Genomic DNA, 21,394 nt, shown 5'->3' with positions numbered 1-21,394 from the left:
AAAGAAAAGGAGCCAGAATGGCGATTGAAAATTATATGCCAGATTTTGCTGTGGAAGCAGTTTATGATCTGACAGTCCAAAGCCTGCAGGAGCAGGGGATCAAGGCTGTTTTGGTTGATTTGGATAATACCCTGATTGCTTGGAATAATCCAGATGGAACAGTAGAGATGAAGCAATGGTTGCATGATCTGCGAGATGCTGGGATTCGTATCATTGTAGTATCCAATAACACACCCAAACGTGTCAAACGAGCAGTTGAAAAATTTGATATTGACTATGTTTACTGGGCACTGAAGCCCTTTACTTTAGGAATTAACCGTGCCATGAAACATTTCCACTATGAAAAAGACCAAGTGGTCATGATTGGCGACCAACTGATGACGGATATTCGAGCAGCCCACCGAGCAGGTATTCGTTCGATTTTGGTTAAACCCTTGGTCCAGCACGACTCTATTAAGACTCAGATTAACCGAGCGCGTGAGCGTCGTGTCATGAGAAAAATCGCTCAAAAGTACGGCCCTATCACTTATAAAAAAGGAATCTAATTATGGAAGAAATTCTCTGTATTGGTTGTGGAGCAATCATTCAGACGGAAGATAAGACTGGTTTAGGTTTTACACCTCAGTCAGCACTTGAAAAAGGTTTGGAAACTGGAGAAGTTTATTGCCAGCGTTGTTTCCGTCTTCGTCACTACAATGAAATCACTGATGTTCAGTTGACAGATGATGATTTTCTCAAACTCTTGCACGAGGTTGGAGATAGCGATGCTTTGGTGGTCAATGTGATTGATATCTTTGATTTCAATGGCTCTGTTATCCCAGGATTGTCACGCTTTGTGTCAGGTAATGATGTGCTCTTGGTTGGAAATAAAAAAGACATCCTTCCTAAGTCTGTTAAGCCTGGTAAAATTAGCCAATGGCTCATGGAACGTGCCCATGAAGAAGGACTTCGTCCAGTCGATGTCGTCTTGACTTCAGCGCAAAATAAGCATGCCATTAAGGAAGTCATTGACAAGATCGAGCACTATCGTAAGGGACGTGATGTTTACGTAGTTGGTGTGACCAACGTTGGGAAATCAACTCTTATCAATGCTATTATCCAGGAAATTACGGGTGACCAGAATGTCATCACAACCTCACGTTTCCCAGGGACAACTCTAGATAAAATCGAGATTCCGCTTGATGATGGTTCTTATATCTACGATACGCCTGGAATTATCCATCGTCACCAGATGGCTCACTACTTGACGGCCAAAAATCTCAAGTATGTCAGCCCTAAAAAGGAAATCAAGCCAAAAACTTATCAACTAAACCCTGAACAAACTCTATTTTTAGGTGGCTTGGGACGATTTGACTTCATTGCAGGAGAAAAGCAAGGATTTACAGCTTTCTTTGACAATGAACTCAAACTTCATCGTACCAAGCTAGAAGGGGCTAGTGCTTTTTACGACAAGCACCTTGGAACCCTCCTCACACCACCAAATAGCAAGGAAAAAGAAGATTTTCCAAAACTGGTCCAGCATGTCTTTAATATTAAAGACAAGACAGACCTAGTTATCTCAGGACTAGGCTGGATTCGTGTAACAGGCACCGCCAAAGTCGCCGTCTGGGCACCAGAAGGCGTCGCCGTCGTCACACGAAAAGCAATTATTTAAACTAAAATCACTGAGCGAACAAAGTGAGCTCATAAAAAGATAGTTATTGCCGTGGTGTGATTGCCAATCCATAGATTGGCAAGGGGCACAATTGAGACCTAGGCTCAATTGTGAGGTCAGGAAATCCATTTTTCAAAGGTGAAATCATTGAAAAATTAGTTCCGACCTTCCCCCACCACCTAAAATAACTATCAAAAAAGGAAGAAAGAATATGTCATTAACATCGAAACAACGTGCCTTCCTCAACAGCCAGGCACACACCCTTAAACCCATCATCCAAATCGGGAAAAATGGTCTCAACGACCAAATCAAGACCAGCGTTCGTCAGGCACTTGATGCCCGTGAATTGATTAAGGTTACACTCTTGCAAAATACAGATGAAAATATCCACGAAGTAGCTGAAATCTTAGAAGAAGAAATCGGTGTGGATACAGTCCAAAAAATCGGACGCATCTTGATTTTGTATAAACAATCAAGCAAGAAAGAAAATCGCAAGATTTCTAAAAAAGTTAAAGAAATCTAAAAATATACTCCAAAAAACTGTTTTTACAGAAGACTAAAGGAGATTAGCCTATGGCAATCGAATTATTAACTCCCTTTACAAAAGTGGAGTTAGAGCCAGAAATAAAGGATAAAAAACGCAAACAAGTTGGAATCTTAGGGGGAAATTTTAACCCTGTTCACAACGCCCATCTTATCGTGGCAGACCAAGTCCGTCAACAGTTGGGATTGGATCAGGTTCTGCTCATGCCTGAATATCAACCACCTCACGTAGACAAAAAGGAAACTATCCCTGAGCACCATCGTCTCAAAATGCTTGAATTGGCAATTGACGGAATCGAAGGTTTAGCTATTGAGACCATCGAGCTGGAGCGTAAGGGTATTTCCTACACCTACGACACCATGAAGATTTTGACAGAGAAGAATCCAGATACAGATTATTACTTTATCATCGGCGCTGACATGGTAGACTATTTACCCAAATGGTATAGAATTGACGAATTGGTCGACCTCGTTCAGTTTGTAGGAGTTCAGCGACCACGATACAAGGCTGGGACTTCTTATCCAGTCATCTGGGTGGATGTGCCTCTCATGGATATTTCATCCAGTATGGTACGTGATTTTATCGCCCAAGGACGCACCCCTAACTTTCTCTTGCCAAAACCAGTGCTAGACTATATCGAGAAAGAAGGGCTTTACTGATGGCATACCAAGACTATATCAACTGTTCGCGTGAAGAATTGTTGGAAAAAATGGCAGAGCTCCTACCTGAAAAACGTCTAACCCATTGCTTGGGTGTGGAGCGTGCAGCCATAGAACTGGCTCAGCGATTTGGAGTCGATACCGAGAAAGCAGGACTAGCAGGCCTTCTTCATGACTATGCTAAAAAGCTGTCAGATCAAGAGTTTCTAGACTTGATTGATCGATATCAACTAGATTCAGACCTTAAAAACTGGGGCAATAATGTCTGGCATGGCATGGTAGGAATTTACAAGATTCAGGAAGATTTAGATTTGAAAGATCCTGAAATTTTGCGTGCAATAGAAATCCATACAGTTGGAGCTGGCCAGATGACGGACCTAGACAAGGTCATCTACGTCGCAGACTATATCGAGCACAATCGTGCCTTTCCAGGTGTGGACCAGGCACGTGAGATTGCAAGTTTGTCACTAAATAAGGCGGTGGCCTATGAGACAGCTCATACTGTGGAGCATTTAGCTCACCAGGGCTTTCCCATCTATCCCCAAACCCTTGAAACCTATAACGCCTATGTGCACTATTTAAAAGAGGATTAAATGAAGACGGCTTTTATCATTATTGATGTACAAAATATTTTAGTGGAAACGGGGTTTCAGACAAAAGGTCTATTGGAAAAAATTTCTTATTTACAAAACCAAGCTAGAAGTAAGAATATCGAAATTATCTATGTTCAACATATTGAGAACCCTGAAGCCAAAACATCAGAAGATTGGCAGTTATCTGCGCTTTTAAATCGAAAACCTGATGAAAAGGTCTTTCAGAAGAAGTATAATAGTATTTTCAAAGAAACTGGTTTAAAAGAATACTTGGATAAACAGGGGATTGAAAAATTAGTTTTATGTGGTATGCAGACAGAATATTGTGTGGATACCTCTGTCAAGGTTGCCTTTGAATATGGCTATCAGCTTATTATTCCAGAAGGTGCTGTCACAACCTTTGATGGGGATGACATTCCAGCTGAAACGATAAATGAATTTTATGAGGACATTTGGGAGGGGCGCTTTGCAGATGTCCTAGATTACAAACATATTTTCTAGAAAGAGGATTAAATGAACGAAAAAGAATTACTAGAACTAGTCGTGAAAGCGGCTGATGAGAAACGTGCAGAGGATATCCTCGCACTTGATGTACAAGATTTGACTAGCGTGACAGACTACTTTGTTATCACTAGCTCAATGAACAGCCGTCAGTTGGATGCTATCGCTGACAATATCCGTGAAAAAGTAGCTGAAGCTGGCTTTAAAGGTAGCCATGTCGAAGGTGATGCGGCTGGAGGTTGGGTCTTGCTAGACCTCGGCAGTGTCGTTGTGCATATCTTTTCAGAAGAAATGCGTGCCCACTATAACCTAGAAAAGCTTTGGCATGAGGCTAATTCTGTAGATCTCTCAGAAACTTTATAGTCTTTTCCTTTATCTTTTATTACGGCATTAACTCTTTTTGCCTAACTCTAGTTATGCCTGCAATTCGTTGCCTAGTACTAAAAGCAAACGAAAAGACTATAGCGTTACAATTGAACTCAGTTGCAGTCAACTGGGTTTTATTTGCTTATTTTAGAAAAATTGATTGAAAGGTAAAGGGCGAGTGGTATTTGCCAGGGACGCTCTTTGTAACTTAATTATGCCTACTTATGAAACTTTTGCGGCTGTTTACGATGCTGTGATGGATGATAGTTTATACGACAAATGGACGGATTTTTCGCTACGCCATTTGCCTAAAACCAAGGAGAGAAAGAAACTCCTGGAACTGGCTTGTGGGACAGGGATTCAGTCTATGCGCTTTTCTCAAGCTGGCTTTGATGTGACTGGGCTTGATTTGAGTGCGGATATGTTGAAGGTTGCCGAAAAGAGAGCAGATTCAGCAAAGCAAAAGATTGATTTCATTGAAGGAAATATGCTGGATTTATCCAAGGCTGGTAAATACGACTTTGTGACCTGCTATTCCGATTCTATCTGCTACATGCAGGATGAAGTGGAGGTTGGAGACGTCTTTAAGGAAGTGTATAATGCCCTCAATGAAGATGGTGTCTTTATCTTTGATGTGCATTCGACCTACCAGACTGATGAGGTCTTCCCAGGCTATTCCTACCATGAAAATGCGGAAGATTTTGCCATGCTTTGGGATACCTATGAGGATGCAGCACCACATTCTATCGTGCATGAGCTGACTTTCTTTGTCAAGGAAGCAGATGGTTCCTTTAGTCGCCACGATGAAGTGCATGAGGAGCGTACATACGAGATCTTGACCTATGATATCTTGTTGGAACAGGCTGGTTTTAAGTCCTTCAAGCTTTATGCTGACTTTGAAGACAAAGATCCAACAGAAACAAGTACCCGTTGGTTTTTTGTGGCGCAGAAGTAGGAGATTAGCATGACCATTACAGGTATTATCGCGGAGTTCAATCCCTTTCATAATGGACACAAATACCTGCTGGAACAGGCAGAGGGACTGAAAATCGTTGCCATGTCTGGGAATTTCATGCAGCGTGGGGAGCCTGCTATCGTGGACAAGTGGACACGGGCTCAAATGGCACTGGAAAATGGTGCGGATTTGGTAGTGGAATTGCCCTTTTTAGTCAGTGTTCAAGCGGCGGATTTTTTCGGCCAAGGTGCAGTGGCTATCTTGGCTCGTTTGGGAATTGATACCTTAGCCTTTGGGACAGAGGAAGTTCTGGATTATCAGAAAATTGCTGACCTATACTCAGAACGTGGTCAAGAGATGGAGAAATTTGTGGATAATTTACCTGATTCTCTTTCTTATCCCCAGAAAACCCAAGCTATGTGGAAGGAATTTGCAGGTCTTGATTTTTCTGGTGATACGCCCAATCATGTCCTTGCTCTCGCCTATGCCAAGGCAGTAGCAGGGCGCAACATCAAACTTCATCCAATTCAACGTCAGGGAGCAGGTTACCATTCTGTAGACAAGAATGTTGAGTTTGCTTCGGCGACAGCCCTACGTCAGCACCAGAGGGACCAAGATTTCTTAGAACACTTTATGCCTTCTGTTGAGGTCTTTAACAATGCCAGTAAGGTTAGCTGGGAATATTATTTTCCACTCTTACGCTATCAAATCGTCTCAAATACAGACCTAACTAGCATTTATCAGGTCAATCAGGAAATGGCAGTGCGTATCAAGGATGCCATAAAGACAGCTCAGTCTGTGGAAGAGTTGGTTGAGGTTGTTGCTACCAAACGCTACACTAAGGCTCGTGTACGTCGCCTCTTGACCTATACCTTGGTTCAGGCTAGAGAAAGTGATTTGTCAGAATCCATTCATATCCTTGGATTTACCGAAAAAGGCAGACAACACCTCAAGTCTCTGAAAGATCAGGTCAATCTAGTTAGTCGAATCGGCAAAGAACCCTGGGATGCTATGACTCAAAAGGCAGATCAAGTCTATCAACTAGGACACCCAAGTATAACAGAACAAAATTTTGGCCGAGCACCAATCAGAAACGAATTAAATTAAGTCTACTGAAAGGTAGGCTTTTTTAGTTTTTTTCGAATAACTAGATAGAAAATAAAAAATCTTGTACAAGTTCCTGACAACTTTTTTCTTTTCGTGTATAATAGTGGAAAAGAGGTAAAACGAGGTATGGTTATGGAAGCAGTTCTTTACTCAACATTCCGAAATCATTTAAAGGACTATATGAAGAAGGTAAACGATGAGTTTGAACCTTTGACTGTGGTCAACAAAAATCCTGACGAGGATATTGTCGTTCTTTCAAAGAGTGAGTGGGATAGTATTCAGGAAACCTTGAGAATTGCTCAGAATAAGGAACTTTCTGACAAGGTCTTGCGAGGAATGTCCCAAGTTCGTGCAGGACATACTCAGGTGCATGTGATAGAGGAGTGATGGATGCTACTCAAGTTTACAGAAGATGCCTGGGCGGATTATTGCTACTGGCAAAACCAAGATAAGAAAACATTGAAAAGAATCAATAAACTAATCAAGGATATTCAACGCGACACTTTTACAGGAATTGGTAAACCAGAACCGCTCAAGTATGAGTACCAAGGAGCTTGGTCGCGTCGTATTGACGCAGAAAATCGCTTGATTTATATGATGGATGGTGAAAGCATCGCTTTTTTATCCTTTAAAGATCATTATTAAGTCTACTGAAAGGTAGGCTTTTTAACTTATTTTTTTCTAAAAAAATCTTTAAAATTTAATTAGGGAGAATAGCCTATTTTATTAGGAAAAATAAGGATTTTTAGCCTTGAAATGACCAAAATAACTTCAAATTAAGGTTTGTTAAAAATGATTTTTTATGGTAGAATGTATAGGAATGCATATCATTCGGATAAACAAATAAATTGAGGTAAAAACATGGAAATTATGGCGATTGTTATCGTTGTTTTTGCCGTCATCATTGGTTTAGTCATTGGATATGTCAGCATCTCAGTCAAGATGAAATCATCACAAGAGGCTGCAGAGTTGATGCTTTTAAATGCTGAACAAGAAGCAACTAATTTACGAGGACAAGCTGAGCGCGAAGCGGATTTATTACTAAATGAAGCTAAAAGCGAAAGCAAATCCCTTAAAAAAGAAGCACTATTGGAGGCTAAAGAAGAAGCCAGAAAATACCGTGAAGAAGTGGACGCTGAATTTAAATCAGAACGTCAAGAACTCAAGCAAATCGAAAGTCGTTTGACCGAACGTGCTAGCAGTCTTGATCGTAAAGATGATAATTTAACGAACAAAGAAAAAACACTTGAACAAAAAGAACAAAGTATTTCTGATAGAGCAAAAAACCTTGATGTACGTGAAGAACAACTAGAAGAAATTGAGAAACAAAAGCAAGGCGAATTAGAGCGTATCGGAACTCTAACTCAGTCGGAAGCAAAAGACATTATCTTGGCTCAGACAGAGGAAAACTTGACTAAGGAAATTGCTAGTCGTATTCGTGAGGCTGAGCAAGAAGTTAAGGAACGTTCAGATAAGCTGGCTAAGGATATCTTGGCCCAAGCCATGCAGAGAATTGCTGGTGAGTATGTAGCTGAGTCTACCAACTCTACGGTTCATCTGCCTGATGATACCATGAAAGGTCGTATCATTGGTCGTGAAGGGCGTAACATCCGTACGTTTGAAAGTTTGACAGGGGTTGATGTTATCATTGATGATACGCCAGAAGTTGTAACCTTGTCAGGTTTTGATCCGATCCGCCGTGAGATTGCCCGTATGACTATGGAAACCTTGCTTAAGGACGGACGTATCCACCCAGCTCGTATTGAAGAGTTGGTTGAAAAAAATCGTCAAGAGATTGATAACAAGATTCGTGAATATGGTGAAGCTGCAGCCTATGAAATTGGTGCACCGAACCTTCACCCTGACTTGATGAAGATTATGGGTCGCTTGCAGTTCCGTACTTCATACGGACAAAATGTCTTGCGTCATTCGATTGAAGTGGCTAAGTTGGCTGGTATCATGGCTAGCGAACTTGGTGAAAATGCTACCCTTGCCCGTCGTGCGGGATTCCTTCACGATATCGGTAAAGCCATTGACCGTGAAGTAGAAGGTAGCCACGTTGAGATTGGTACAGAATTGGCTCGCAAGTATAAGGAACACCCAGTTGTGATCAATACCATCGCTAGTCACCACGGTGATGTAGAACCTGAGAGTGTGATTGCAGTTATCGTTGCCGCGGCGGATGCCTTGAGTGCTGCCCGTCCAGGAGCTCGTAGCGAATCACTTGAAAGCTACATCAAACGTCTCCATGATTTAGAGGAAATTGCTAATAGCTTTGAAGGTGTTCAAAATAGCTTTGCCCTTCAAGCTGGTCGCGAAATCCGTATCATGGTAAATCCAGGTCAAATCAAGGACGACAAGGTCACAATCTTGGCTCATAAAGTTCGTGAGAAAATCGAAAACAATCTCGATTATCCAGGAAATATCAAGGTAACCGTGATTCGTGAACTTCGTGCAGTTGATTATGCAAAATAAATAAGAAAGAGCAGTTGAAAAATTACTGCTTTTTTGTTACACTAGATAGAAAGATTGTAGTGTGCAGAAATGGCTTTAGACATATAATCTTACAGAAATTTTCAAGTCATTTCACAAACTATCTAAAGGAGACATAATGGCAGACCGAGGCTTACTAATCGTTTTTTCAGGTCCTTCTGGAGTTGGAAAAGGAACGGTTAGACGAGAAATTTTTGAGAGTTCTGAAAACCAATTTCAATATTCTGTATCTATGACAACACGGGCACAACGTCCAGGTGAAGTAGATGGTGTTGATTATTTCTTCCGTACACGGGAGGAATTTGAAGAGTTGATCCGTCAAGGGCAAATGTTAGAGTATGCAGAGTATGTGGGTAACTATTATGGAACTCCTCTGACTTATGTTAATGAAACGCTTGATAAGGGAATCGATGTCTTTCTTGAAATTGAAGTGCAGGGAGCTCTTCAGGTCAAGAAAAAAGTTCCAGATGCGGTCTTTATCTTTTTGACACCGCCAGATTTGGAAGAATTGCAAGACCGTCTCGTAGGCCGTGGTACAGATAGTGCAGAAGTGATTGCTCAGCGTATCGAAAAAGCCAAGGAAGAAATTGCTTTGATGCGTGAGTATGACTACGCTATTGTAAATGACCATGTTCCTCTAGCGGCCGAACGTGTCAAACGTGTCATTGAAGCTGAACATTTCCGTGTAGACCGCGTGATTGGTCATTATCAGGATATGCTACCAAAGTCTCCGACTATTCGATAAAATTTAGAAAACAGGTACAAACAAATGATGCTTAAACCCTCTATTGATACCTTGCTTGACAAGGTACCATCAAAATATTCACTCGTCATCTTGGAAGCAAAGCGTGCTCATGAATTAGAAGCTGGAGCACCTGCTACTCAAGAATTTAAATCTGAAAAATCAACTCTTCGTGCCTTGGAAGAAATTGAATCAGGGAATGTAACCATCCACCCAGATCCAGAAGGAAAACGCGAAGCTGTTCGTCGTCGTATCGAAGAAGAAAGACGATTGAAAGAAGAAGAAGAAAAGAAAATTAAAGAGCAAATCGCGAAAGAAAAAGAAGAAGGTGAAAAAATTTAAGGTTGGGGGGACTCAATCTTATTTTTTCTATTGCAAGAATACTCAATCAATTAAAAGGATTTAAGAAGAGAAGGAGGTGAGGATATGGGTATTGCAAAAATCATTGTGGATGTTCCCTTGATGCAGACTGATCAACCTTATAGTTACAAGGTTCCTGAGGAATTTGAAGGAATGTTGGAAGTTGGCATGCGGGTTCATGTACCTTTTGGGAAGGCCAATCGCTTGATTCAGGGAATTGTTCTTGGATTGGAGTCTCAATCTGATACAGATGTGGCAGACGAGGACTTAAAAGAAATTGCCGAGGTACTTGACTTTTCTCCTGTCTTAACGGAGGAACAACTCTGGCTAGCAGAGGAACTACGTAAATCAGTCTTCTCATACAAAATTTCTATTCTTAAAGCCATGCTTCCTGGATTTTTGAACTCTAGTTATGATAAAATCCTCTATCCTCTGGAAGGTTTGAGTCAGGAAGATAAAGAGCGATTGTTCGGTTCGCAAGAATCTCTAGCCTTTTCATCTCTCGACCTAGAAAAGCAGGCTGAGATGATGCGATTGACTCGAAAAGGGCTTTTAAAACTAGAGTACCAGGCTGTGGATCAGAAGAAGGTTAAGACGCAGTCTTGGGTTGAAGTTCATCTTGAACAGTTAGAAAAGCTAGAAATTTCAAATCGTGCCAAGAAGAAATTGGAACTGCGAGAATACTTATTAGTACATCCTGAAACAGTTCCTTTGGCTGATTTGTTAGAACATTACTCACGCGAACAAGTCAATTTCTTCGTGGATCACGGTGCTATCACCATCGTGCAAAAAGAAGTCCAACGTTCAGCGGCTTATTTTGAAGGCATTGAGGCTAGCCAATCCTTAGAGTTAAATCCAGAACAAAAAGAAGCCTGTGAGGCGGTTGTTGGAGCGATTGGGAAAGAACATCCTCCATTTCTTTTACAAGGAATCACTGGAAGTGGGAAAACGGAGGTTTACTTGCAGATTATCCAAGGAGCCTTGGATATGGGGAAAACAGCGATTGTTTTAGTCCCAGAAATCTCTCTGACACCTCAAATGACAGAGCGTTTCATTGCTCGTTTTGGTGATAAAGTAGCGATTCTCCACTCTGGCTTGTCCAATGGTGAAAAGTACGATGAATGGCGCAAGGTGGAGCGAGGAGAAGCCCAGGTAGTTGTTGGTGCTAGGTCTGCCATTTTTGCACCTTTGAAAAATCTAGGGGTAATCATTATCGATGAGGAGCACGAGGCCAGCTACAAGCAAGACAGTAATCCGCGTTATCATGCTAGAGATGTGGCCATTTTACGAGCTCAGTACAATCAAGCTGCCCTAGTCCTTGGTTCTGCAACACCGAGTTTAGAAAGTCGTGCGCGTGCTGGCAAAGGTGTTTATCAACATCTCCGCCTGACGCAAAGGGCCAATCCTTTAGCAAGCATTCCTGAAGTTCAACTGATTGATTTCCGTGATTATATCGGGCAGAATGAAACATCAAATTTTACACCACCACTGATTGAGGCCATTAAAGATCGATTAGATAAAAAAGAGCAGGTTGTTCTCATGCTCAATCGTCGTGGTTATTCTAGCTTTGTCATGTGCCGTGAATGTGGGACCGTGGATACCTGTCCGAACTGCGATATTTCCTTGACGCTGCATATGGATACTAAGACTATGAACTGTCATTATTGTGGTTTTACGAAGGAAATTCCACATGTCTGTCCAAACTGTCAGAGTCGTAGCATTCGCTATTATGGAACGGGGACACAGAAGGCTTATGATGAGCTAGCGGAACTCTTTCCAGAGGCACGCATTCTACGCATGGATGTGGATACAACTCGTAAAAAAGGCAGTCACCAAGCTTTACTTGAACAATTTGGCAATGGTGAAGCGGACATATTGCTAGGAACCCAGATGATTGCCAAGGGATTAGATTTTCCAAATGTGACCTTGGTTGGTGTTCTCAATGCGGATACAGCCTTGAACCTGCCTGATTTTCGTTCTTCTGAGAGGACTTTCCAACTCTTGACCCAGGTAGCAGGCCGTGCCGGTCGCGCTGAAAAGGCAGGTCAGGTCTTGATTCAGTCCTATAATCCTAATCATTATGCCATTCGGTTCGCCAAGGATCAGGACTACGAAGGTTTCTATGCCTATGAAATGGGTATCAGACGTCAGTTGGGGTATCCACCTTATTATTTTACTATTGGAATCACCTTATCTCATAAAAAAGAAGAAGAGGTTCTTAGACGTGCTTATCAAGTCATGGAAATTTTGCGGTCAGGTTTATCGGATGCTAGTGTAATTCTAGGTCCGACGCCAAAACCTATCGCTCGTACTCATAACCTCTACCACTACCAAATTTTGATTAAATACCGTTTAGAAGATGAGTTGGCCTCGACCCTTAATCAGGTTTTGGCTCTAACTCAAGAACGTGAAAATAGCGAACTTCGTCTCAGTATTGACCACGAACCGCAACAATTTTTATAGAAGGAGAAAAGATGACAAAACTAATCTTTATGGGGACTCCCGACTTTTCAGCAACTGTTTTGAAGGGACTTTTGTCAGATGATCGCTACGAGATTGTAGCTGTTGTGACGCAACCAGATCGTGCTGTCGGCCGTAAAAAAGTCATCCAGGAAACCCCAGTGAAACAAGCTGCCAAAGAGGCAGGTCTGCCTATCTACCAACCAGAAAAATTATCGGGTAGTTCAGAAATGGAAGCTATCATGAACTTGGGCGCTGATGGGATTGTAACAGCCGCCTTTGGGCAATTTCTCCCAAGTAAACTCCTTGATAGCATGGATTTTGCAGTCAATGTTCATGCTTCTCTCCTTCCTAAACACCGTGGTGGTGCTCCGATCCATTATGCCTTGATTCAGGGTGATGAGGAGGCAGGAGTAACCATTATGGAAATGGTCAAGGAAATGGATGCCGGAGATATGATTTCTCGTCGTAGCATTCCGATTACAGATGAGGACAATGTCGGAACCTTGTTTGAAAAATTGGCCATTGTCGGTCGTGATCTGCTTTTGGATACTTTGCCTGCATACATTGCTGGCGAGATTCAACCAGAACCACAAGACCCAAGTCAAGTAACTTTCTCACCAAATATCAAACCTGAGGAGGAAAAACTGGACTGGAACAAGACCAATCGTCAACTCTTTAACCAAATCCGTGGGATGAATCCATGGCCAGTTGCTCATACCTTCCTCAAGGGAGATCGTTTTAAGATTTATGAAGCCCTGCCAGTAGATGGTCAAGGGACTCCGGGTGAGATACTATCCATCGGCAAGAAAGAATTGATCGTCGCAACAGCAGAAGGAGCTTTATCACTCAAGCAAGTCCAACCAGCAGGAAAACCTAAGATGGACATTGCTTCCTTCCTCAACGGTGTGGGACGAACTTTGGCAGTAGGAGAACGATTTGGTGACTAAAGTAGAAACGGCTAGAAGTTTAGCCCTAGAGGTATTGGAGGATGTCTTTATCCAACAAGCTTACTCCAATATCGCCTTAAATAAACATCTCAAGGGAAGTCAACTATCAGCTGCAGATAAGGGTTTGGTGACAGAGCTTGTGTATGGTACTGTAGCTCGAAAACTTACATTGGAGTGGTACATTTCTCACTTTATTGAGGATAGAGATAAGCTAGATAGCTGGCTCTATGTTCTGCTTCTCATGAGCGTCTATCAACTCCAATACTTGGATAAGCTTCCTGATCATGCAGTGGTCAATGAAGCGGTAGAAATTGCAAAAGCTCGTAAGAAGGGTAGTGAAAAACTGGTCAATGCTGTTCTTCGTCGTATTTTGCGTGAGGGCTTGCCAGCTATTGCCAGTATCAAACGTAAAAATAAGCGTGATTCCATTGCCTACTCTTTACCAGTTTGGTTGATTTCGAAACTCAAGGAAGAGTATGGAGAAGAGCGAGCTCAAGCTATTTTTGAAAGTCTATTGCAACGGAATAAAGCCAGTATCCGTGTGACCGATTTGAGCCGAAAAGAGGAAATCAAAGCTTTGCTTGGTGCAAGTGATTCTCTTTTATCTCCTGCTGGTCTGGTTAAGGAACAGGGGCACTTTGCAGGCCATGATTTGTTTGCTGAAGGGACTATTACTATCCAGGATGAGTCTAGTCAGTTGGTTGCACCGACACTAGAGTTACAAGGAGATGAGCAGGTTTTAGATGCTTGTGCGGCCCCTGGTGGAAAGACCGCCCATATGGCATCCTATTTGACGACAGGTCAGGTAACGGCTCTAGATCTCTATGACCATAAACTCACTTTGATTCAAGAAAATGCTCAGCGCTTAGGTGTAGCGGACCGTGTCCAAACGCAAAAACTGGATGCACGAAAAGTGCATGAGTTTTTTGGCAAGGATCAATTTGATAAGATTCTTGTTGACGCTCCTTGTTCAGGGATTGGTCTATTGCGTCGAAAACCAGATATCAAATATAATAAAGAGACAGCAGATTTCGCGTCATTACAGGAAATTCAGTTGGAAATATTAGGTAGTGTTTGTCAAACGCTACGTAAAGGTGGTATAATAACTTATAGTACCTGCACTATTGTCTCTGAAGAGAACTTTCAAGTTGTTCAAGCATTTTTAGAAAGTCATCCAGAGTTCGAGCAGGTTAAACTAGAACACGAATGTAAGGATATCGTGAAAAATGGTTGTATCCTCATTACTCCGGAATTATACGGAAGTGATGGATTCTTTATCAGCCAATTTCGCAAGATATCCAAGTAGGAAGGAACTGACATAATGGAGATTTCATTATTAACAGATGTGGGTCAGAAACGTACAAATAATCAAGACTATGTCAATCTTTTTGTCAACCGTGCCGGTCGTACAATGATCATCTTGGCTGATGGGATGGGAGGACACCGTGCAGGTAATATTGCCAGCGAGATGGCAGTAACTGATTTAGGTGTTGCCTGGGTTGATACGCAGATTGACACCGTTAATGAAGTTCGCGAATGGTTTGCCCACCATCTAGAAGTTGAAAATCAAAAGATTTATCAAATGGGGCGTGATGAAGCCTACAAGGGAATGGGGACAACTCTAGAAGCCCTTGCAATTATTGATCATCAAGCTATTTATGCTCATATTGGAGATTCTCGTATCGGTCTGATTCGTGGTGAAGAATACCATCAATTGACCAGTGATCATTCTTTGGTCAATGAATTGCTCAAGGCAGGTCAATTGACACCTGAAGAAGCTGAAGCACATCCACAAAAGAATATCATCACCCAATCTATCGGACAAAAAGACGAAATTCAACCTGATTATGGAATTGTCAGCTTGGAACCAGGTGACTATCTGGTCATGAATAGCGACGGTCTAACCAATATGATTTCAGGCAGTGAGATCTATGATATTGTGACAAGCGATATTTCGCTTGATGATAAGGCAGCCACTTTGGTACGCTTTGCCAACAATGCCGGAGGGCTTGATAATATTACAGTTGCCCTTGTTTCGATTAAGGAGGAGGCGGCAGAATGATCCAAATCGGCAAGATTTTTGCCGGGCGGTATCGGATTATCAAACAAATTGGTCGTGGAGGTATGGCAGATGTCTACCTGGCCAAGGATTTGATTTTAGATGGGGAAGAGGTAGCTGTTAAGGTCTTGAGGACTAACTACCAGACTGACCCGATTGCTGTTGCGCGTTTTCAGCGTGAAGCGCGTGCAATGGCTGACTTAGATCATCCCCATATCGTTCGGATAACGGATATCGGCGAAGAGGACGGTCAACAGTACCTAGCTATGGAATATGTAGCTGGTCTTGATCTTAAGCGCTATATCAAAGAACACTATCCCCTCTCAAATGAAGAAGCTGTCCGTATCATGGGACAGATTCTCTTAGCGATGCGCTTGGCGCACACTAAAGGTATTGTCCATCGTGACTTAAAGCCTCAAAATATTCTTTTAACTCCTGATGGAACGGCCAAGGTGACGGATTTTGGGATTGCTGTAGCCTTTGCAGAGACAAGTCTGACTCAGACCAACTCTATGCTGGGTTCTGTTCACTACTTGTCACCTGAGCAGGCTCGTGGCTCTAAGGCAACTGTGCAGAGTGACATCTATGCCATGGGGATTATTTTCTATGAGATGCTGACAGGGCATATCCCTTATGATGGTGATAGTGCAGTGACTATAGCCCTCCAGCATTTCCAAAAACCTCTTCCTTCGGTCATAGCTGAAAACCCATCTGTTCCCCAAGCTTTGGAGAATGTGGTCATCAAAGCAACTGCTAAAAAGCTTACAGATCGATACCAGTCGGTTTCAGAGATGTATGTTGATTTATCTAGCAGTCTATCTTATAACCGCAGAAATGAACCTAAACTTGTTTTTGATGATGCTACTAAGGCGGACACAAAGACATTGCCAAAAGTTTCTCAGACAACCTTGACCTCTATTCCTAAGGTTCAACCACAGATAGAAAGCCATCAGGCAACTAAAGCTAGCCCAGAAGTGAGCGCTAAAAAATCTGTGGAAAAACCGGTGAAAAAACGTCGTTTTAAAGCACGTTATCTAGTTCTACTAGCAAGTTTCGTACTGGTTGCTGCTTCTCTGGTGTGGATTTTGTCTAGAACACCAGCTACTGTTGAGATTCCAAAAGTTGCAGGTCAAACTGTCGCTGAAGCAAAAGAAAATCTGAAAAAAGCGAATTTTGAGATTGGTGAGGAGAAGACCGAAGCGAGTGATACCGTAGAAGAAGGTCGGGTCATCCGAACAGATCCAGATGCTGGCTCAGCTCGCAAAGAAGGGTCTAAAGTTAATCTAATCATATCTTCAGGTCAACAATCCTTTAAGCTTGGAAATTATGTTGGTCGTAAATCTGCAGATGTCATAGCAGAATTGAAAGGGAAAAAGGTTCCTGAAAATCTGATTAAGATTGAAGAAGAAGAGTCCAGTGAATCAGAACCAGGTGTGGTTTTAAAACAGAGCTTAGCAGAAGGTACGACTTATGATCTTACCAAGGCAACTTCTATCGTTTTGACTGTTGCTAAAAAGGTGACAACCGTGACCATGCCAAGTTATATTGGCTCAAGTCTTGAATTTACAAAGAATAACTTAATTCAAATTGTTGGTGTCAAGGAAGCTAATATCGAAGTCGTAGAGGTTTCGACAGCACCTGAGGGCACTGCTGAAGGAACTGTTGTCGATCAAAGTCCAAAACTAGGTGAGAAAGTTGATCTAAGTACGACACGTATAAAGATTTCTATTTATAAACCAAAAACCCCACCACCTTCTTCTTCTTTTTCTTCGGTTCCGTCTTCGAGCCAGCGTAACACTAACAGAGTAGATAATACAGTGCCATCACAAAGTCAATCGACTCCATCTTCGTCAACACATAATCAAACAGACGAACATAACACAGATAATTAATCAATCTTTGTCACAGTTTTTGTGACAAAGATTTTTTTTCCTTCAAATTTATGATAAAATAAAAAGGAGTTTTAGAAGGAGGAAAACATGGACGAAGTCAAACAACTGAATGCAGTGATCGATGTCATTATGCTAGCAGGAACGATTCTACTTCGCAATGGATCTGAGATTTATCGTGTTGAAGATACCATGATTCGGATTGCTCATTCACAGGGTATTATGGATTGTAATGTTTTAGCCATGCCTGCCGCCATTTTTTTCTCCATTGAAAATACAAATATCTCTCGCATGAAGCGAGTGACCTCCTCTGCTTATAATATTGAGAAGGTATGTGATGTCAACCAGATTTCACGGCAGCTTGTATCAGGACAGCTGGATCTGGATACAGCCTTTATCCAACTAAAGGAATTGAATGCCAAGGCACCTCCCTACACCAATATTCAACTAACTGCTGCAGCGACTCTCAGTGCTCCTTTCTTTTCAATCATGTTCGGTGGGAATGTCTACGATGCCATCGGAGCAGGAGTGGCGACCTTGTTTGCCTTTACTTTCTCTCTTTATGTAGAGAAGTTTATTCGTATTCCTTTTATGACAGCTTTTGCAGGTGCTCTTGTCTTCGGTTTGATTGCACAATTTTGGGCACGCTATTCTGGTTTGCCGTCGACGGCGGATTTAGTGATTGCAGGTGCGGTCATGCCTTTTGTACCTGGAATTGCTCTGACCAATGCTGTCCGAGATATTATGACCAATCACATTAACTCTGGTATGAGCAAGATGTTTGAATCCTTGCTGATTACCCTTGCCTTAGGGGCTGGAACATCAGTCGCCCTCGTACTCATGAACTAATATGACACTATCAACATTTTTATTGCAAGCTCTGGCAAGTTTGCTTGCCATTATCACCTTTTTAATCGTCTTAAATGTCCAGCGTTCTATGCTCATCCCTGGGGGTGTTTTGGGAATGTCAATCTGGCTCCTCTATCTAATACTCAAGGAGCCAACTAATGTCATTTTAGCAACCTTTATTGCTGCGGTAATTGGTTCTTGTATCAGCCAGATTATGAGCATTATCTACAAAACACCAGCCGTTGTTTTTGCTTTAGCCATCTTAGCTCCACTAGTTCCAGGTTACCTGTCCTATCGAACAACTTCCTTCTTCGTTACAGGTGACTACGGCCATGCCATTTCTAGTGCCATTTTAGTCATGATGTTGGCTCTCGTTATTTCCATTGGAATGGCCAGTGGAACAGTTTTGTTGAAATTGTATCATTATCTCAAAAAGAATCGAGCTAGCTAAGACTCGATTTTTTATGGCTCTTCAGTTCAGTTTGTTAGAGTATCCTAAAATGAGATAAACTTTTAAAAAAGAACTTGATTTGGGGAATCAAGTCTTTTTTCGCTCATTTGATCTCAATTATGATAAAATAGAGATGAACGAATTTTTATAATGAATGATAAAAATAGAGGTAAATATGAAAATCGGTATTGATAAGATTGGTTTTGCAACCAGTCAATACGTTTTGAAATTACAAGATTTAGCAGAAACTCGAGGGACTGATTCTGAAAAATTGAGTAAAGGACTCCTTTTAAAAGAATTGAGTATTGCTCCTTTAACAGAGGATGTTGTTACCTTGGCTGCTAGTGCAGGAAATTCTATCCTGACTGAAGAAGAAAAGCAAGAGATTGATATGGTTATCGTTGCGACTGAATCTGGGATTGACCAGAGTAAAGCTGCAGCTGTCTTTGTACACGGTTTGCTTGGGATTCAACCATTTGCTCGTAGTTTTGAAATCAAGGAAGCTTGTTATGGTGCAACAGCGGCCCTTCACTATGCTAAGTTACACGTAGAAAATTCTCCAAAATCAAAAGTTTTGGTACTAGCCAGTGATATTGCAAGGTATGGTGTTGAAACTCCTGGAGAACCAACTCAAGGAGCCGGCTGTGTTGCTATGTTGATTAGCCAAAATCCACGAGTTATGGTATTCAACAACGATAACGTTGCGCAGACTCGTGATATTATGGACTTCTGGCGTCCAAATTACTCGACAACACCATTTGTAAATGGGGTTTACTCAACACAGCAATATCTTGATAGCTTAAAAACGACTTGGGAAGAGTACCAAAAGCGTTATGACTGTAACTTGGACGATTTTGAAGCTGTATGTTTCCACTTGCCATATCCGAAGCTAGCTCTCAAAGGATTGAAAAAAATCCTAGACAAATCCTTGCCTCAAGAGAAGAAGGACTTGCTTCAAAAGCACTTTGATGAATCTATTATTTATAGCCAAAAAGTTGGAAATATCTATACAGGTTCACTCTTCTTAGGTCTCTTGTCTCTTCTTGAAAATTCTGATAGCCTAAAAGCTGGGGATAAGATTGCCCTCTACAGCTATGGTAGTGGGGCTGTATCTGAGTTCTTTAGTGTAGAATTGGTTGAAGGCTATGAAAATCAATTGCAAAAAAATCGTCTAGAATTGCTAGACCAACGTCAAGCATTGAGCGTAGCTGATTATGAACGAATGTTCTTTGAGGAAGCCCAATTAGATGAGTCTGGATCTGCAACGATGTCAGGTTATGAAGGGCAAGACTTTGCCCTTGTTGAGATTGTAGACCACCAACGTCGCTACAGCAAGGTTGAAAAATAATGAAAAAAAATTGGAATGGATTTGCTAAAAAATCAATTCAAGAGCGCCTAGAGTTCGTTAAGTCTCAGGCGCTTACTTCTATCGAAGCCCAAGAAAGTCTTGAGCAGAATGAAAATCTTAGTATAGCAGTTGCGGACCAACTGAGTGAAAATGTAGTGGGGACCTTCTCACTTCCATACTCAGTAGTTCCAGAAGTGTTGGTAAATGGTCAAGAGTACACAGTTCCTTATGTAACAGAAGAACCATCTGTTGTTGCTGCAGCTAGTTTTGCTAGTAAGATTATCAAACGTGTGGGTGGTTTTACTGCTCAGGTTCATCAACGCCAAATGATTGGTCAGGTAGCTCTTTATCAGGTTCCAGATAGGGATAAAGCATGTCAGGCTATTTTGAGTCAGAAAGCAGAGCTACTCGAACAAGCAAACCAAGCCTATCCCTCTATTGTCAAACGTGGTGGTGGAGCGAGAGAGCTAACAGTTGAAAAAATTTCTGGTGAGGCTGACTTTTTAGTGGTTTATCTCCATGTCGATACTCAGGAAGCCATGGGAGCTAATATGCTCAATACCATGCTTGAAGCTTTAAAACCTAGCTTAGAGGCTCTAAGTCAAGGGCGAAGTTTAATGGGCATTCTATCCAACTATGCAACAGATTCTCTAGTAACTGCAACTTGTCGGATTGCCTTTCGTTATTTGAGTCGCCAAAAAGATGAAGCGCGTGAACTAGCTGAAAAAATGGTTTTAGCCAGCCAGTTTGCTCAAGCAGATCCTTATCGAGCAGCTACTCACAATAAGGGAATCTTTAATGGAATCGATGCTCTCTTGATTGCGACAGGAAATGATTGGCGTGCCATCGAAGCAGGAGCACATGCCTATGCCAGTCATGATGGTGCTTATCGAGGTCTCAGTCGTTGGACGATGGATTTGGAAACAGAAGAGCTAATAGGAGAGCTGACTATGCCGATGCCAGTTGCTACCAAGGGTGGATCAATTGGTCTTAATCCTCGTGTAGTTCTCAGCCATGAGTTGCTAGGTCATCCATCAGCTAAGGAATTGGCTCAAATTATCGTTTCGATTGGTCTTGCACAGAATTTTGCAGCCCTTAAGGCTTTGGTCAGTACAGGTATTCAGCATGGACACATGAAACTTCAGGCAAAGTCGTTAGCACTTTTAGCAGGTGCGACTGAGGCAGAAGTGCCTAAGTTGGTAGAAAACTTGATTGCTGAAAAAACCTTTAATTTAGAAAAAGCGCAAACGCTATTGAAACATTTAAGATCATAAGAAAAACTCAGACGAATCTAGTCTGAGTTTTTTTGTTTATACTCAATGAAAATCAAAGAACAAACTAGGAAGTTAACCGCAGGCTGTTCAAAACACTGTTTTGAGGTTGCAGATGGAAGCTGACGTGGTTTGAAGAGATT

The 21,394-nt window shown here is 41.8% G+C and carries 23 protein-coding genes; all 23 read left to right on the top strand.

Annotated elements, in window-relative coordinates; translation table 11 throughout:
• Positions 1-17 precede the first annotated feature (17 nt).
• The 23 genes from ADH31_RS02645 (at position 18) to ADH31_RS02535 (ending at position 21,254) form a co-directional block, all read left to right on the top strand.
• Entirely contained in the window at positions 18-545 is a 528-nt protein-coding gene (locus tag ADH31_RS02645; protein ID WP_049508906.1) for a YqeG family HAD IIIA-type phosphatase, read from the top strand.
• Positions 546-547: 2 nt separating this feature from the next.
• Positions 548-1,654, top strand: coding sequence for a ribosome biogenesis GTPase YqeH (gene yqeH / locus ADH31_RS02640; RefSeq protein WP_049508905.1), 1,107 nt, complete (start codon positions 548-550; stop codon positions 1,652-1,654).
• A gap of 211 nt (positions 1,655-1,865) precedes the next feature.
• The gene (gene yhbY / locus ADH31_RS02635) at positions 1,866-2,177 is read left to right on the top strand and encodes a ribosome assembly RNA-binding protein YhbY (protein WP_000060171.1); all 312 of its coding nucleotides are present in this window, start codon (positions 1,866-1,868) and stop codon (positions 2,175-2,177) included.
• Positions 2,178-2,227: 50 nt separating this feature from the next.
• The gene (locus tag ADH31_RS02630; protein ID WP_036759262.1) at positions 2,228-2,857 is read left to right on the top strand and encodes a nicotinate-nucleotide adenylyltransferase; all 630 of its coding nucleotides are present in this window, start codon (positions 2,228-2,230) and stop codon (positions 2,855-2,857) included.
• Entirely contained in the window at positions 2,857-3,450 is a 594-nt protein-coding gene (gene yqeK, locus ADH31_RS02625; protein ID WP_049508901.1) for a bis(5'-nucleosyl)-tetraphosphatase (symmetrical) YqeK, read from the top strand. Before ADH31_RS02630 ends, yqeK begins: the two co-directional genes overlap by 1 nt.
• A complete protein-coding gene (locus tag ADH31_RS02620; protein ID WP_049508899.1) occupies positions 3,451-3,951 on the top strand; it encodes a cysteine hydrolase family protein in 501 nt (166 codons plus the stop codon).
• Positions 3,952-3,963: 12 nt separating this feature from the next.
• Positions 3,964-4,314 (top strand): ribosome silencing factor, encoded by a 351-nt coding sequence (gene rsfS / locus ADH31_RS02615; protein ID WP_049508897.1) that lies wholly within the window; start codon positions 3,964-3,966, stop codon positions 4,312-4,314.
• Positions 4,315-4,531: 217 nt separating this feature from the next.
• The gene (locus ADH31_RS02610) at positions 4,532-5,272 is read left to right on the top strand and encodes a class I SAM-dependent DNA methyltransferase (RefSeq protein ID WP_049508894.1); all 741 of its coding nucleotides are present in this window, start codon (positions 4,532-4,534) and stop codon (positions 5,270-5,272) included.
• Positions 5,273-5,281: 9 nt separating this feature from the next.
• A complete protein-coding gene (locus ADH31_RS02605; protein ID WP_049508891.1) occupies positions 5,282-6,379 on the top strand; it encodes a nucleotidyltransferase in 1,098 nt (365 codons plus the stop codon).
• Between the two features lie 132 nt (positions 6,380-6,511).
• On the top strand, positions 6,512-6,766 hold the full coding sequence (locus tag ADH31_RS02600) for a type II toxin-antitoxin system Phd/YefM family antitoxin (protein WP_186822552.1): 255 nt from the start codon (positions 6,512-6,514) through the stop codon (positions 6,764-6,766).
• Positions 6,767-6,769: 3 nt separating this feature from the next.
• Positions 6,770-7,024: a Txe/YoeB family addiction module toxin gene (locus ADH31_RS02595; RefSeq protein WP_049508887.1), complete on the top strand. Its 255-nt coding sequence runs from the start codon at positions 6,770-6,772 to the stop codon at positions 7,022-7,024.
• A 216-nt stretch (positions 7,025-7,240) separates the two neighbouring features.
• Positions 7,241-8,854: a ribonuclease Y gene (locus ADH31_RS02590; protein ID WP_049508885.1), complete on the top strand. Its 1,614-nt coding sequence runs from the start codon at positions 7,241-7,243 to the stop codon at positions 8,852-8,854.
• Between the two features lie 136 nt (positions 8,855-8,990).
• Positions 8,991-9,617: a guanylate kinase gene (gene gmk / locus ADH31_RS02585; RefSeq protein ID WP_000775049.1), complete on the top strand. Its 627-nt coding sequence runs from the start codon at positions 8,991-8,993 to the stop codon at positions 9,615-9,617.
• A 24-nt stretch (positions 9,618-9,641) separates the two neighbouring features.
• Positions 9,642-9,956: a DNA-directed RNA polymerase subunit omega gene (gene rpoZ, locus ADH31_RS02580; protein WP_006146546.1), complete on the top strand. Its 315-nt coding sequence runs from the start codon at positions 9,642-9,644 to the stop codon at positions 9,954-9,956.
• An 84-nt stretch (positions 9,957-10,040) separates the two neighbouring features.
• Positions 10,041-12,437, top strand: coding sequence for a primosomal protein N' (locus ADH31_RS02575; RefSeq protein WP_049508882.1), 2,397 nt, complete (start codon positions 10,041-10,043; stop codon positions 12,435-12,437).
• Positions 12,438-12,448: 11 nt separating this feature from the next.
• Positions 12,449-13,384: a methionyl-tRNA formyltransferase gene (gene fmt / locus ADH31_RS02570; RefSeq protein WP_049508880.1), complete on the top strand. Its 936-nt coding sequence runs from the start codon at positions 12,449-12,451 to the stop codon at positions 13,382-13,384.
• Positions 13,377-14,690, top strand: a complete 1,314-nt coding sequence (gene rsmB / locus ADH31_RS02565) for a 16S rRNA (cytosine(967)-C(5))-methyltransferase RsmB (protein WP_049508916.1) — start codon at positions 13,377-13,379, stop codon at positions 14,688-14,690. The genes fmt and rsmB overlap by 8 nt, the downstream gene beginning before the upstream one ends.
• Positions 14,691-14,705: 15 nt before the next feature.
• The gene (locus tag ADH31_RS02560) at positions 14,706-15,446 is read left to right on the top strand and encodes a Stp1/IreP family PP2C-type Ser/Thr phosphatase (RefSeq protein WP_049508877.1); all 741 of its coding nucleotides are present in this window, start codon (positions 14,706-14,708) and stop codon (positions 15,444-15,446) included.
• Positions 15,443-17,335: a Stk1 family PASTA domain-containing Ser/Thr kinase gene (pknB, locus tag ADH31_RS02555; RefSeq protein ID WP_049508875.1), complete on the top strand. Its 1,893-nt coding sequence runs from the start codon at positions 15,443-15,445 to the stop codon at positions 17,333-17,335. The genes ADH31_RS02560 and pknB overlap by 4 nt, the downstream gene beginning before the upstream one ends.
• A gap of 87 nt (positions 17,336-17,422) precedes the next feature.
• Positions 17,423-18,181, top strand: a complete 759-nt coding sequence (locus ADH31_RS02550) for a threonine/serine exporter family protein (protein WP_049503411.1) — start codon at positions 17,423-17,425, stop codon at positions 18,179-18,181.
• A 1-nt stretch (position 18,182) separates the two neighbouring features.
• Positions 18,183-18,632, top strand: coding sequence for a threonine/serine exporter family protein (locus tag ADH31_RS02545; protein ID WP_049508872.1), 450 nt, complete (start codon positions 18,183-18,185; stop codon positions 18,630-18,632).
• A gap of 175 nt (positions 18,633-18,807) precedes the next feature.
• Positions 18,808-19,980, top strand: a complete 1,173-nt coding sequence (locus ADH31_RS02540; protein WP_049508871.1) for a hydroxymethylglutaryl-CoA synthase — start codon at positions 18,808-18,810, stop codon at positions 19,978-19,980.
• Complete coding sequence (locus ADH31_RS02535) at positions 19,980-21,254, top strand: hydroxymethylglutaryl-CoA reductase, degradative (protein ID WP_049508869.1); 1,275 nt, start codon at positions 19,980-19,982, stop codon at positions 21,252-21,254. The genes ADH31_RS02540 and ADH31_RS02535 overlap by 1 nt, the downstream gene beginning before the upstream one ends.
• Positions 21,255-21,394: the final 140 nt, after the last annotated feature.

Source organism: Streptococcus pseudopneumoniae (genome assembly GCF_001072375.1).
Lineage (GTDB): Bacteria > Bacillota > Bacilli > Lactobacillales > Streptococcaceae > Streptococcus > Streptococcus pseudopneumoniae_L.
This window is presented reverse-complemented; position numbering and strand designations above follow the sequence as displayed.